12 protein-coding genes are annotated in these 13,444 nt (G+C 71.0%); all 12 read left to right on the forward strand.

What is annotated here, in order from left to right:
* Positions 1–7 precede the first annotated feature (7 nt).
* The 12 genes from murD to nrdR all read left to right on the forward strand — a co-directional run bounded on the left by murD (position 8) and on the right by nrdR (position 13,434).
* Entirely contained in the window at positions 8–1,483 is a 1,476-nt protein-coding gene (gene murD / locus QN163_03335; protein MDR5683044.1) for a UDP-N-acetylmuramoyl-L-alanine--D-glutamate ligase, read from the forward strand.
* Positions 1,480–2,673, forward strand: a complete 1,194-nt coding sequence (gene ftsW, locus QN163_03340; protein ID MDR5683045.1) for a putative lipid II flippase FtsW — start codon at positions 1,480–1,482, stop codon at positions 2,671–2,673. Before murD ends, ftsW begins: the two co-directional genes overlap by 4 nt.
* Entirely contained in the window at positions 2,670–3,836 is a 1,167-nt protein-coding gene (murG, locus tag QN163_03345) for an undecaprenyldiphospho-muramoylpentapeptide beta-N-acetylglucosaminyltransferase (protein ID MDR5683046.1), read from the forward strand. The genes ftsW and murG overlap by 4 nt, the downstream gene beginning before the upstream one ends.
* 1 nt (position 3,837) lies before the next feature.
* Positions 3,838–5,238 (forward strand): UDP-N-acetylmuramate--L-alanine ligase, encoded by a 1,401-nt coding sequence (gene murC / locus QN163_03350; GenBank protein MDR5683047.1) that lies wholly within the window; start codon positions 3,838–3,840, stop codon positions 5,236–5,238.
* A 14-nt stretch (positions 5,239–5,252) separates the two neighbouring features.
* The gene (gene murB / locus QN163_03355; protein ID MDR5683048.1) at positions 5,253–6,161 is read left to right on the forward strand and encodes a UDP-N-acetylmuramate dehydrogenase; all 909 of its coding nucleotides are present in this window, start codon (positions 5,253–5,255) and stop codon (positions 6,159–6,161) included.
* A 1-nt stretch (position 6,162) separates the two neighbouring features.
* Positions 6,163–6,942 carry an FtsQ-type POTRA domain-containing protein gene (locus QN163_03360; GenBank protein ID MDR5683049.1) on the forward strand — a complete coding sequence of 260 codons (780 nt, stop codon included), beginning with the start codon at positions 6,163–6,165 and terminating at the stop codon, positions 6,940–6,942.
* 227 nt (positions 6,943–7,169) lie between these two features.
* Positions 7,170–8,414: a cell division protein FtsA gene (ftsA, locus tag QN163_03365; protein MDR5683050.1), complete on the forward strand. Its 1,245-nt coding sequence runs from the start codon at positions 7,170–7,172 to the stop codon at positions 8,412–8,414.
* A gap of 14 nt (positions 8,415–8,428) precedes the next feature.
* Positions 8,429–9,520: a cell division protein FtsZ gene (ftsZ, locus tag QN163_03370; GenBank protein ID MDR5683051.1), complete on the forward strand. Its 1,092-nt coding sequence runs from the start codon at positions 8,429–8,431 to the stop codon at positions 9,518–9,520.
* Between the two features lie 58 nt (positions 9,521–9,578).
* Positions 9,579–10,730: a site-2 protease family protein gene (locus tag QN163_03375; protein MDR5683052.1), complete on the forward strand. Its 1,152-nt coding sequence runs from the start codon at positions 9,579–9,581 to the stop codon at positions 10,728–10,730.
* A gap of 32 nt (positions 10,731–10,762) precedes the next feature.
* Positions 10,763–11,497 (forward strand): ABC transporter ATP-binding protein, encoded by a 735-nt coding sequence (locus QN163_03380; protein MDR5683053.1) that lies wholly within the window; start codon positions 10,763–10,765, stop codon positions 11,495–11,497.
* Entirely contained in the window at positions 11,484–12,692 is a 1,209-nt protein-coding gene (locus QN163_03385) for an ABC transporter permease subunit (protein ID MDR5683054.1), read from the forward strand. The genes QN163_03380 and QN163_03385 overlap by 14 nt, the downstream gene beginning before the upstream one ends.
* 208 nt (positions 12,693–12,900) lie before the next feature.
* Positions 12,901–13,434, forward strand: a complete 534-nt coding sequence (gene nrdR, locus QN163_03390) for a transcriptional regulator NrdR (protein MDR5683055.1) — start codon at positions 12,901–12,903, stop codon at positions 13,432–13,434.
* Positions 13,435–13,444 lie beyond the last annotated feature (10 nt).

The following is a 13,444-nucleotide window of genomic DNA, read 5'->3' on the forward strand; positions in this document are numbered from 1 at the left end:
CTGGGGGATGGAAGCTCTGGAAGGCCTGCGCGGAAAGCGCATCCACGTGCTGGGGATCAGCGGTACGGAGGGTTGTGCGGTCGCGCGGTTCTTGCTCGCGCAAGGGATCGAGTCGACCTGCCACGACCTGACCGCACTGCAGACCTTCCCCGAAGTCTTCGCGCGGACGCACGCCTGGATGGCGCGCGACGAGCGCGAACGCATCATCCGCTGGTGGCTGTCCGAACCGGTGCCGGTGCGCTGGAGGGATCGCTACCTGGAAGGGATCGAGCGCGCAGAGGTGATCTTCCTGCCGCAGGCATGGTTCCGCCATCCGGAGAACGCGCCCGTACGGGAGCGCCTCCAGGCCGGGGTCAGGGCACATAGCATGACGCAGTTGGTCTTCGACCTCTGCCCCTGCCCCATCGTGGGCGTCACCGGCACCAACGGGAAGTTCACGGTCGCCACGTTGATCCACCGCATGCTGACCGCCGCCGGGCTGCGCGCGCACATCAGCGGCAACGATCGCACGCACGTGCCGATCCTGTACCGGATGGCCGAGGTGCTCCCCACGGACCGGTTGGTGCTGGAGATCAGCAACCGGCAGCTGCTCGGGCTGCGCAGCAGCCCGCAGGTCGCAGTGCTCACGAACATCCAGCCGCACCACCTCGACGACCACGGCACCTTCGAAGCGTACGTGCGCTGCAAGGCCGGGATCTTCCGTCACCAGCGGGCGGAGGACTTCGCGGTCGTCAACCTCGATGACCCGGCGTCGGCCTCGCTGATCCCGCAGATCCGCGCGCGCCTCGTCCCGTTCCGCCGCGCGGGGGGCCCGGGTCTCGGGGCGGGCGCGTGGCTCGCCGAGGGATGGATCCTGACAGAGCGCGGCACGCCGGTCGTCGCCGTGGATGCGCTGCTGTCGACCGGCGACCACGTGCTCGAAAACGCCCTCGCCGCGTGCGCCGCCTGCTCGATGATGGACGTGCCCCCCCAGACGATGGCCGACGTCCTACGGCGGTTCGAAGGGCTTCCCTACCGCATGCAGGTGGTGGCCGAACACCGTGGCGTGCGCTACGTCAACGACTCGCTGGCGACGAACCCCAGCGCGGCGGCTGCGGCGATCCGCGCGATGCGGTCCCCGTTCGTTTTGATCGCCGGCGGCGTGCGGCACAACGCGACCGCCGAGGACTTCGCGCCGATGGCGCACGCGCTGCGCGCCAGCCCGGTGCGGGCCGTCTACCTGATCGGTCGTTGTGCGCGGGCGATGGCCGAGGCCTTCGGCGGTCTGGGGGCGGAGGTCGTGGACGTCGGCACCCTGCCGCAGGCGTTCCGCCGGGCCACGAACCTGGCGCGGCCGGGGGAGGTCGTCTTGCTGTCTCCGGGCTGCGAGTCGTTCGACCAGTTCGCCGACTATCGGGAGCGGGGGGACGTCTTCGACGGCCTCGTGCGTGCGGCGACAGCCCAACGTCATCCGGAACCCGAGCGATCCCAAACCGCACGATGACCCACACCCACCCCTCGCACGAGATCCGCCGGCACGCGCCCGACGTGCTGCTGTTCGGCAGCGTGGTGGCCCTGTGCACACTGGGACTGGTGATGGTGTACAGCGCGAGCTCGGTGTTCGCGTTCGAGCGTTTCGGCGACAGCGCATACTTCCTCAAGCGCCAGCTGCTGTGGATGGTCCTGGGGCTGGCGGCGATGTGGTTCACCTTTCACATCCACTACACGACGTGGCGGCGGCTGACGGGTCCGGCGTTGCTGCTGGCGCTGGGGGCCCTGGGCGCGGTACTGTTTTCGAGCATCGGTACGGCGGCGGGGGGCGCGCGGCGGTGGATCGCGCTCGGACCGTTGAGCTTCCAGCCGGTGGAGGCGGCCAAGCTGGCGCTGGTGCTGTACTTGGCCAACTTCCTGGCGAACCGGCAGGACGGCGTGCGCCGTTTCGGAAGAGGAATCCTGCCGCCCCTGTTCTTCTGCGGGTTGATGGCCGCCCTGGTGATGCGCCAGCCCGACATGGGCAGCGCGGTGATCTTGGTGCTGGTCACGTTCGTCGTGCTGTTCGCCGCCGGAGCGCGGATCCCCCACCTCGCGGGGGTGGCGCTGCTTGTCGCTCCGTTGGCGGCGCTGATGGCGCTGCGCGAGGAGTACCGGCGGGAGCGGTTGCTTGCGTTTCTGAATCCCTGGCAGGATGCGCAGGGAACCGGCTTCCAGATCATCCAGTCACTGCTGGCCATCGGTTCGGGCGGCCTGTTCGGCGTCGGGCTGGGCCAGAGCCGGCAGAAGTTCTTCTACCTGCCCGAGCGGCACACCGACTTCGTCTTCGCGATATTGGCGGAGGAACTGGGCCTGGTGGGAGCGGCGGTGCTGATCGGGCTGTTCGCGCTGTTCGCGCTGCGCGCCTTTCGCACGGCCGTGCGGGCACCCGACCGCTACGGCGCGCTGCTGGGCGCTGGGATCGCTTCGTGGGTGGTCGGGCAGGCGGCGATCAACATCGGCGTCGTATCCGGCGCCCTCCCGGTGACCGGCGTGCCCTTGCCGTTCGTAAGCTTCGGGGGATCCTCGCTAATCGTCCTGATGGCCGCCGTGGGGATCTGCCTGAACCTGTCGCAGTATGCCAGACCGTCGGCGAGTGGGCAGGCCGCTGCGGCTGGCGGTGTACACCGGCCCGGCCGCGCGCGGCCGGTGGGGGCGGGGTGATCCGGCCGCAGGCACGGCCCAGGGCGCGGGCCGGGCCGTTGCGGGTGGTGCTGGCCGGCGGGGGAACCGGCGGCCACATCTATCCGTTGGTCGCCGTGGCAGAGGCTGCGACAGGTGCGGCGGAGTTCTTGTTCGTCGGCGGAGGGGCGATGGAGGCACATCTGGTGCCCCCTACGGGCATCCGGTTCGAAGCGGTCCCGGTGGGTGCAGTGGTGGGCAGGCGTCCGGACCGCGCGGCCGCATCCTTGCTGCGCACGGCCGTCGGCGTGTGGAAGGCGATCGGGCTGTTGCGGCGCTTCGGCGCGCAGGTCGTGGTCTCGACGGGGGGCTACGCGGGGTATCCGACCGCGCGCGCTGCGGGCTATGCGGGTGTGCCGCTGGTCCTGATCGAGCCCAATGCCGTCCCGGGGCTGGCGAACCGAGCGTTGGGACGCCGTGCGCAGCGCGTGTGCGTGGCCTTCGCGCACACCGCATCGGCGTTTCCCGACAACGCGCTGTGGACAGGCGCCCCGGTGCGCGCGTCGCTGAGGTCGGGTGACGCGCAGCGCGCCAGGCAGTTCTACGGCCTGGAGGCGGGCCGCCGTACGGTGCTGGTCATCGGCGGCAGCCAGGGTGCCGCTTCGGTCAACCGCGCGACGCGTCGGGCGGTTGAGATCCTTTGGGAGCGGGGCGATCTGCAGATCCTCCACCAGACGGGCACCGCGCGGGCCGGTCTCGCGGAGCAGAGCGCAGCGCCGCTGCAGGTGTCCGAACGCCGGCCGGCGTCCAGCGACCGTGGCCTGCTGTACCGCCAGGTCGAATACCTGGACCCGATCGCTGACGCGTACGCCCTGGCCGATCTGGTCGTCGCGCGCGCGGGCGCCGTGACCTGCGCGGAGCTCACCGCCCTCGGGCTGGCGGCGGTGCTGGTCCCCCTGCCCCACTCCGCCGGGCACCAGGTCCACAACGCGCGGGCATTGGAAGACGCCGGTGCGGCGGTCGTGCTCCCAGACCCCCAACTGACGGGCGAGCGACTGGCCGGTGTGATCTCGGAGCTGCTGGCCGACGACGGCAGGCTGGCGCGCATGCGGGAGGCGAGCCGTGCGTCGGGCCGGCCGGATGCCGCATTCCGGATTTGGGACGCAATCCGGGCGGTGGCCCAGCGCGGCAACTCCGGAGGCTGAAGTGGAAGCTGACCTGACGCGGAGTGCCAAGACCCCCACAGCGGCCGCCGGCCACCTGCACTTCGTCGGGATGGGCGGCGCGGGCATGTGCGCCCTTGCCGAGGTGCTGCTGCGCCGGGGTAGGGCCGTCAGCGGGTGCGACGTCCGCGACTCGGGTGTGCTGCAACGGCTGCGGGATCTGGGTGCGCGCGTGTGGGTGGGCCACGACCGCGACCACCTGGAAGGCTGCGCGGGGGTCATTGCCTCCCGCGCCGTCTCCCCGGACACCGCGGAGATCGCCGCCGCGCGCGAGGCGGGGCTGCCGGTCTGGCACCGCGCCCAGATGCTCGCTGAGATCCTCGCGGGGGAACGTCTGTCGGTAGGCGTCGTCGGCACGCACGGCAAGACGACCACCGCCGCCTTGCTGTCCGCCGCGCTCACCGGCGCGGGTCACGACCCGACCGCGCTGGTGGGTGCCGAGGTCCGCGAGTTCGGCAGCCACGCGCGCGTGGGCTCCGGTCCGGCGGTGGCGGAGGTCGACGAGAGCGACGGATCGCTGGTCTTCGTGCGCGTCCACTCGACCATCCTGACGAGCCTCGATCTGACCGACCACGCCGACCACTATGGAGACGTGGGAGCGCTGCTGTCCACGTTCCGCCGATTCCTCGCTGGCCTGGACCCCGGCGGCTTCGCTCTGTTGTGCGCAGACCATCCCAACGTGCTGCGGCTGCGCGAGGCCGTGCCGTGCCGGGCGATGACGTACGGGCTGGACCGGGGGGAGTTCAGCGCGCGCGTGATCGAACGGACGGGCGTCCGGTCGCGGTTCGCCTTCCTGGCCGGAGGCCGCGAGCTGGGAGAGGTGCGCCTGCGCCTGCCCGGACGGCACAACATCACCAATGCGGTGGCGGCCCTGGCCGCCGGGCTGCACATCGGCGCGGGCTTCGCTCCGATGGCCCAAGCCCTCGGGTGCTTTCGGGGCGTGCGCCGCCGGTTCGATGTCCACTGCGAAGCACCCCTGGTGGTCGACGACTACGCGCACAACCCCGTCAAGGTGCGGTCGTTTTTGCGGGGCCTGCGCGAGGGCTGGCCGGAGGCCCGCATCGTCGCCGTGTTCCAGCCGCACCGCTATTCCCGTACCCGGACGACCCACGCGCAGTACGCGCGGGCCTTCGATGACGCCGACGAGCTCATCGTCACCGAGATCTACCCGGCCGACGAGGCTCCGTTGCCGGGCGTGAGCGGCCGCCTGATCGTCGACGCCGTGGCGCCGCACCGCCCCGTACGGTGGATCCCCGAAATCGAAGACGTCCCGGCGGCGATCCTCCCCACGCTGCGTCCGGGCGACGTCGTGGCAACCATGGGTGCGGGCGACATCTGGAAGGTGGCCGAGTGGATCGCGAGCGGGCTCCGCTCACGGGGTTAGCCACGGGGGGGTCGGTGGCGGAGGCGTCCGTCCGAGCGCTGCGCGAGGCCTGCCGCGACGTGCGGCTCGGGGAGGTGCTGGCACGGCACGTCTCCTTCCGGATCGGGGGTCCGGCCGACGTGCTCGTCGTGCCCCGGTCCCTGGACGAACTCCGCACCGTCCTACGCGTGCTGTACGCGACGCAGGAGCCCTTCGTGGTCCTCGGCCGGGGATCCAACGTGCTGGTCTCCGACCGCGGTGTGCGCGGCGTCGTGGTGAAGGTCGGACACGGAGTGGACCGCGTGCGCTGGGACGGGGTGCGCGTGGTTGCCGAAGCCGGCACCGGCCTGCCGCGCCTGGCGCTCCGTGCGGCCGACCGCGGGCTCGCCGGATTGGAGTTCGCCGCCGGCATCCCCGCGTCCGTCGGTGGGGCTGCAGCGATGAACGCCGGCGCCCACGGGCACAGCATGGAAGAGGTGATCCGTTCGGTCCGCGTCTTCGGACCGAACGGAGAACGCACCTGGACGTCCGCCGAGATGGAGTTCGCCTATCGGACCAGCCGGCTGCAGCGTGACCGTGCGGTTGCGCTCGAGGTCGAACTGGAACTCCGGCCGGACGATGCTGCCTCGGTCCGGTCGCGCATGGAGGCGTGGTTGCGGCAGCGCGCCGCGACGCAGCCGATCGGCCCGCCGTCTTCCGGTTGCATCTTCCGCAACCCGCCCGGCGACGCCGCCGGCCGCCTGATCGATCTGGCCGGCGCCAAGGGCATGGCCTCGGGTGGCGTGCGCGTGTCTGAGGTGCACGCCAACTACATGGTCAATGCGGGCGGGGGGCGTGCGGAGGACGTCCTGCGCCTGGTGGGCCGGGTCCGGGAGAGGGTGAGATCGCAGTTCGGCGTCGAACTGGAGCTGGAGGTCAAGTTGGTGGGCGACTTCGGAGACTAGCATGCGACGCAGCGCAAGCGCTTTCGATCCGTCCGACGCCCGCCGCGACGCCCGACTGTCCGCGCTGCGTGCCCCGCGGACGTTCCGCACGCTGCGGTTTGCCGTCGCGATGTGTTTTGTAGCGGCGGTGTTTTCGTTGCCGGCCTCCGGTGCCTTCACGCTGCGGGAGGTCACGGTGGCCGGCAACCGGACGCTGTCCGAGGCCGAGGTGATCCGGCGCAGCGGGCTGCGGCCCGGCCGGCCTCTGCGGGCTGCGGACGCAGAGCGGGCGGCCGCGGCGGTGCGGTCGATCCCGCAGGTCCGCAGTGCCGCGGTCCACATCGCCTGGCCGCACCGCGCGGTCGTCACGGTCACGGAGAGGTCACCCCTGCTTGCCCTGAGCGGGTCGGGGGGCGTGCTGGTGCTGGACGAAGGCGGCGTGCCGTTCCGACGGCAGGCCCACCCGGACGGACTGGTGCCGTTGACGGTTGGCCTGCCGCTTCCGTGGGTCCGGCTCGGTGAGCCCGTGCCTCATCGCGGCGTCCGGGAGGTGGCCGCCGCGTTCGCTTCCCTCGATGCCGCACAGCGTTCGCGGATCTCGTCGATGCAGATCGACGTGCACGGCGACCTGGTCGTTCAGACGGCATCGGGGGTCACCTTGCGGGTGGGCGAACCCGCCGAGCTGGGCGGCAGGATGCGGTTGGCCGAGGAGATCCTTCGCGCGCTGGCCGACCGCGGGATCGTGGCCCGCGAACTGGACCTGCGGTTCGGCGAGAAGGTGGTGGTCCGACCGGAACCGTAACGGCCAGAGGGCACGGCTCAGCTGCCCGTGCCCCCAGACGTACTCAAGCAGGAGTCGCCGCGGTGCCGTGGAATAGTTCGTGGAAGCAAATGCCCATTTCGTTGCACGAACCTCTCGATCCGGGAGGCGGTCTCCTGCAGGTGTGAGCCGACCGGCTCGGTGACCGGCACCGCCGGGACCGGGGGGTCGTCCCGTGCAGGGCGCGGGTGTAGCCGGGAGGACGCGCTTTGACCAAACGGAACGCCCTGGTGGGGTTGGACATCGGCACCACGAAGGTCTGTGCGATCGTCGCTGAGGCCGACTCCGACGGCGAGGTGCACATCGCCGGGGTGGGCACGGTTCCCTCTTTGGGTCTACGCCGCGGTGTGGTCACCGACCTGGACGCGACGACGCGTGCGATCGAAGAGGCGGTCGAGCGCGCCGAGCGCATGTCGGGCTACCAGGCGCGGTCGGCGTACGTCGCCGTCTCCGGTGAGCACATCGCCTCCCAGAACAGCCGCGGTGTCGTCGCGGTGTCCCGCTCGGACCGCGAGATCGCCCCAGCCGACGTCGAACGAGTCATCGAGGCTGCGCGCATCGCCGCGATCCCCGCGTCCGACCGCGAGATCATCCACATGCTGCCGCGCGACTTCGTCGTCGACGGGCAGGGTGGTGTGCGCAACCCAGTGGGCATGTACGGGACGCGCCTGGAGGTGGAGGCGCACATCGTCACCGGCGCCAGCACGCTGCTGGCCAACCTGGTGAAGTGCGTGCACCGCGCCGGGCTTGAAGTCGAAGAGATGGTCCTGGAGCCCCTGGCCTCGGCCGAAGCCGTGCTGTCGGCTGCCGAGCGGGACCTGGGCGTCGTGCTGTGCGACATCGGCGGCGGAACGACGAGCATCGGCGTCTTCTCCGGCGGCGGCCTGGTACATACCGTTGTGCTGCCGCTGGGGGGCAACCACATCACCCACGACATCGCCTTCGGGTTGCGGACCGCGGTCGGCGAGGCGGAAAAGCTCAAGGTGCGCTACGGTGCGGCTGCCTCGTACATGGCGGCCGAGGGCGAACTGATCGAAGTTCTGATGGTGGGCGGGCAGGAGCCGAAGGTGCTGCCCCGGCGTCACCTATGCGAGATCGTCCAACCCCGCGTGGAGGAGATTTTGGCGATGGTCCAACTCCACGTCGGCCGGCCGGAGTTCGCACGCCGCATCCCCGCGGGGGTGGTGCTGACCGGCGGGACGGCGTTGCTGCGCGGCATCGCGGAGGTCGCGGGCGAACGGCTGGGGCTGCCGGCGCGCGTCGGCTACCCGGTGAACATCGCGGGATTGACCGACACGGTCAACAGCCCCGCGTTTGCGACCGCGGTCGGGCTGGTCGTCCACGCGGCCAGCGGGTCGGGCCACAGCCGGAGGGTGCGCGAGCGCAACGGTTCGATGGACGGAGTCTGGGCGCGGCTGCGATCGTGGGTCCGCAGCGCGCTCCAAGGAGAGTGATGAGGAGGTCTGCCATGGCCAATCTCGACCGCGACCTGCGCCGGTTCGCCTCCATCAAGGTCGTCGGGGTCGGTGGGGGCGGCAGCAACGCCGTCAACCGGATGATCAGCGCGGGGCTGCGCGGGGTGGAGTTCATCGCCATCAACACCGACATCCAGGCGCTCGCCCTGTCGCAGGCCGAACGGAAGATCCACATCGGCGCTAAGCTTACGCGCGGGCTGGGCGCCGGCGGTGATCCCCAGATCGGACGCCAGGCTGCCGAGGAGACCCGCGACGAGCTGGCCGACACGCTCGAGGGCGCCGACATGGTCTTCGTCACTGCGGGCATGGGGGGCGGGACCGGTACGGGCGGAGCGCCGGTCGTGGCGCGGATCGCCCGAGAACTCGGCGCGCTGGTGATCGGCGTGGTCACCAAGCCGTTTGCGTTCGAGGGGCGGCGCCGGGCCGCGACCGCCGAGGACGGCATCCGCGAACTCAAGGAGCAGGTCAACACGCTGATCACCATCCCCAACGATCGGCTGCTGAACATCATCGACGCGAAGGTGAGCATGATCGAGGCGTTTCGCGTCGCCGACGACGTCCTGCGCCAGGGTGTGCAGGGCATCGCCGACCTCATCACGGTCCCGGGGCTGATCAACTTGGACTTCGCCGACGTGCGCGCGGTGATGGCGGAGGCAGGCTCGGCGCTGATCGGCATCGGGGTGGCCTCCGGCGAGGACCGCGCGGTTCGGGCCGCGCGCACCGCGATCAGCAGCCCGCTGCTGGAGACGTCCATGGAGGGTGCACGCGGCGTGCTCCTCAACGTCACCGGGGGCGTGGACCTGGGTCTCATGGAAGTCAACGACGCGGCCAGGATCATCGCCGAAGCCGCCGACCCCGACGCGAACATCATCTTCGGTGCGGTGATCGACGACGGCATGTCCGACGACGTGCGCATCACCGTCATCGCGACCGGCTTCGAAGCCGCCCGGGCCGGGAAGGTGGTCGATGGAGAGGCGGCCGCCGTCGCGCCGACGCGCGTCCCCCCCGCTCCGGGACCGGCCGATGACCAGCCGCGCATGTTGATCGACGACTTGGACATCCCCGCGTTCTTGCGCAAGCGGTAGCGCAGGCGGCTACAATGGTGCAGGGCCTCCGGGAGGACCGGGGGCCCGATGCTTGCCCATGGAACCGGGACCCGCCGCCTTCCACCACCTCGAAGCGCTCGTCCGCCGACACTTCGGCGTCCAGCAGGCCTGGGTAGAAGACGGCGTGCCGGTGTTCGCCGTAGCCGCAGAACTCGACCTCGACGTGCGCTTTGCGGCGCTGCGACAGGATCTGTTGCCCCTGGGCGCGCTGCCGTTGCTGCGCCGTTCGGGCGATCGACTGCTGCTGTCGGTGGTTCCGCGCGCCGGGCGGATCCGCGGCAACGGGTGGGTGAACGTCGCGCTGTTCGCCGCTACGGTCGTCACCACGTTCCTGACCGGCTACATCGGGTCGCAGCGCTTCCTGTCGGTCCTCCAGCAGGTCCCCGATGCGGTGATCCGCGCCGGCTACTGGCCCAACCCCCTCGTCGATGGGATCGCCTTCAGCTTGGGGCTGCTCGGCATCCTCCTCGTTCACGAGCTGGGCCACAAGGCCGCCGCACGCGCCCACGGGATCGACGCCAGCTGGCCGTACTTCATCCCATTCCCCCCGGTGGTGTTGGGGGCGCTGTCCATCGGCACGATGGGCGCGGTGATCCTCACGAAAGAGCCGGCACCCGACCGCGACGGGCTGTTCGACCTGGGTGCGTCCGGGCCCCTGGCGGGGCTGGTCGTCGCGATCCCGTTGCTGCTCATCGGGGTGGGCCGGACGGTCGTGCTGGACCTGGAGGCGCTGCGGCCGTATCTGGCCGGGCTGCCGACGTTCTTCTTCCCGTGGTCGGTGAGCCGGCTGCTCGCGTTGCGGTTCGGTGATGCGCCCGACGTGGTCTTCTACACGGATCCGCTGACCGACGCGGCGATGATCGGATTGTTCGTGACCGGGATCAACCTGCTGCCGGCCAGCATGCTCGACGGCGGGCACGTCGTCCGAGCGCTGCTCAGCCCGCGCTGGCACCGCGCCACGTCGTACGCCGCGGTCGTACTGCTGGCGCTGATGGGGTTGCTGCCGATGGCCCTACTGCTGCTCGTTTTGCTGTCGCGCCCGCATCCCGGGCCAGCCAACGACGTCTCCCCGCCGTCGCGGTCGCGGGCGCTGATCGGTCTGCTGCTCTTGGTCGTCTTCGTGGCCGCGCTGCCGCTGGACAACCTCTTCTTGCTCCCCCGGTTGCTGCTGGGGCTGCTTTGGCCTTGACGCCGGACCCACCTCACCCGGCCGCGGTGCGCGTGCGCGATCTGCACAAGCGCTTCGGTACCCTCGCGGCCCTACGGGGGCTGTCGTTCGAGGCGCTGCCCGGAGAGGTCCTCGGGCTGCTGGGGCCCAACGGCGCGGGCAAGACGACCACCATGCGCATCCTCGCGACCTTGCTGCGGCCTACGGCCGGGCGGGCGGAGGTGTGCGGCTACGACGTGGTGCGCGACCCGCACAGGGTGCGCAGCGCGATCGGACTGCTGCCGGAGAATGCCGGGCTGTACGGCCGTCTGACGGCGCGCGAGGTCCTCCGCTACCACGGCGCGCTGTACGGCCTGCCGGATCGGACGCTGCGTGACCGTGTGGACCGCCTGGTCGAACTGCTCGATCTCGCAGGGTTCATCGACCGCCGCACGGAGTCGTTCTCCAAGGGGATGAGACAGAGGGTGTGCCTGGCGCGCGCGCTGGTCCACGACCCGGACGTGCTGATCCTGGACGAGCCCACCGCCGGCCTGGACGTCACGGCCGCCCGCGCGGTTCGGGATGCGATCCGCCGCCTGGCCGCCGAGGGCCGCTGCGTGGTCGTGAGCACGCACCTGATGGTCGAGGCCGAGAGGCTGTGCGATCGCGTCGCGATCGTCCAAGAGGGCCGTATCCGCGCCGTGGGCACCCTCGACGATCTGCAGTCGGCTGCGGACACGGGTCTGGAGGACGTCTTCTTGCGGCTCACGCAGCGGTCCCCGGAGGGACATCGGCATGCGGACCCCTAGTGCGGCGCGTCCTCGCCAGCGTGGATTGCACGCGGCACGGACCGTTGCGGCCAAGGAGGTCACCGACGTCGTCAGGGACCGGCGCGCACTGATCCTGGGAGTCGTGCTGCCGGCCCTGGTGGTGCCGGCGATCTCCCTGGTCCTGCCGATACTGACCGCGCGGCGTGCTGCCGAGCCTGCGGCCGTAGCCGTCGTCGGAGCCGAGCGTGCCCCTGAGCTGATCGAGACCGCCCGCTCGGCCGGTCTCGTCCGCGTCGTCCCCGTCGCCGATCCCGACCTGGCGCTGCAACAGGGGCAGGTCGCCGCCATCCTGGAAATCCCCACCGACTTCGCACGGCGGCTTCGGGCCGGGCAGGCGTACGTCGTGCTGCGCTACAACGCCGCCGAGCAGGCCGGCGAAGAGGCACGGGCCAAGGTCCTGCAAGCGGTCGCCAGACACTCGGTGGACATCATCGATCAGCGGCTGCGCGAGCGGGGCCTGGACCGCCGCCTGCTCACCCCGATCGAGGTCCGCGAGGAGTTGGTTGCGGCGCAGCAACGGGGCAACCTGTTTGTGGCCATCCTCCTGCCCCTGATCGTCGCGCTGTGGGCGTTCGGAGGTGGCCTGCATGTCGCTGCGGATCTCGGCGCCGGGGAGAAGGAAAGGGGCACGCTCGAAGGGTTGCTCGTCGCACCCGTGGACCGTTGGGCGCTGGCAGCGGGCAAGGTGGCCGCAGCGACCGCGATGGCGTGGGTGAGCGTCGCCGTCGCGGCGACGTCGCAGTACCTAGTCTTGGCCTTCGGCCCGGCGTCCGTCGCCGACCTGTTCGGCCGTCCCTCCTTGACCGCGCCGCTGTTGGCCGTGCTGGCGGGCGTGGGTGGGTTGCTCGCGGTGGCCTTCGCGGCGGTGCTGCTGTGCGTCAGCCTGTTTGCCCGCTCCATGCGGGAGGCCAACCAGTACGCGATGCCCCTGATGCTGCTCGTGATGCTCTCCGCCTTCGCCACCCCCGCCCTGGAGGACTGGGCGCGCACCACCGCAGCCGCTTACGCCGTGCCCGTGGTGAACGCGGTGCTGGTCCTGCGGGCGGCTCTGGCGGGCCGCTACGACCTGGGCGCGCTGGCGCTGACCTCGGCCAGCCTGGCCGCCTGCGCCGCGCTCGGGGTCGCCGTGGCCGCCTGGCTGGTTTCGCGCGAGTCGGTGGTCCTGCGCAGCTGAGCCGCGAACGGGGCCGAAAACACGAGCGCCGCCGCCTCCGCTGGCCCGCCCGCCTCTCCACCGGGGCTCAGCACGGCCGGGGCGGATTGACCCGCCGCTGAGACCCGCCCACAATATGTTGTGCTGTCGGCAGGAGTCTGCAACCAGATCTAGAAAGAGAGAAGGCCAGCGCCAACGGCCGTCGGAGAGCCCGAAAGGAATCCAGCGGATGCGCTGCCCGTACTGCGGAAGTGAGGACAGCCGGGTCCTGGACTCCCGGCCGGTCGAAGGCGGCAGCTCGATCCGCCGCCGCCGTGAGTGTGTGTCGTGCGCCAGGCGGTTTACGACCTACGAGCGCGTGGACGTGGCGCCCCTCGCGGTTCTCAAGCGGGACGGTCGTCGCGAACCCTTCGACCGCAACAAGATCCTGGCCGGCCTGATGCGGGCACGGGGCAAACGCCCCATCGCCACCGAGACGCTGGAGGAACTGGCGGCCGAGGTGGAGCGCACGATCCGCCACCGGGGGGAGGCCGAAGTGTCGTCGGCGCTGATCGGCGAGCTGGTGATGGACAGACTGCGGCTGGTCGACGACGTCGCCTTCGTGCGGTTCGCCTCGGAGTACCGGCGCTTCGCAGACGCCGACAGCATCGTCGAGGAGGTCGAGCGGTTGCGTGCGCGCAGGGAACGCGAGGAGCGGCTGCGGCGCCAGGTGCCGCTGCTGCCGCTGGCTGAGGCGAAGGCCAAGATCAACGGGCGCCACTAGCGATTCTCGC

It is taken from the genome of Armatimonadota bacterium (assembly GCA_031432545.1).
Lineage (GTDB): Bacteria > Sysuimicrobiota > Sysuimicrobiia > Sysuimicrobiales > Sysuimicrobiaceae > Caldifonticola > Caldifonticola tengchongensis.

Coding starts and splice junctions, on each gene's coding strand:
- QN163_03375 (MDR5683052.1), top strand. CDS start 9,579: ATGGAACCGGGACCCGCCGCCTTCCACCACCTCGAAGCGCTCGTCCGC.
- QN163_03360 (MDR5683049.1), top strand. CDS start 6,163: ATGCGACGCAGCGCAAGCGCTTTCGATCCGTCCGACGCCCGCCGCGAC.
- ftsZ (MDR5683051.1), top strand. CDS start 8,429: ATGGCCAATCTCGACCGCGACCTGCGCCGGTTCGCCTCCATCAAGGTC.
- QN163_03385 (MDR5683054.1), top strand. CDS start 11,484: ATGCGGACCCCTAGTGCGGCGCGTCCTCGCCAGCGTGGATTGCACGCG.
- ftsW (MDR5683045.1), top strand. CDS start 1,480: ATGACCCACACCCACCCCTCGCACGAGATCCGCCGGCACGCGCCCGAC.
- nrdR (MDR5683055.1), top strand. CDS start 12,901: ATGCGCTGCCCGTACTGCGGAAGTGAGGACAGCCGGGTCCTGGACTCC.
- murD (MDR5683044.1), top strand. CDS start 8: ATGGAAGCTCTGGAAGGCCTGCGCGGAAAGCGCATCCACGTGCTGGGG.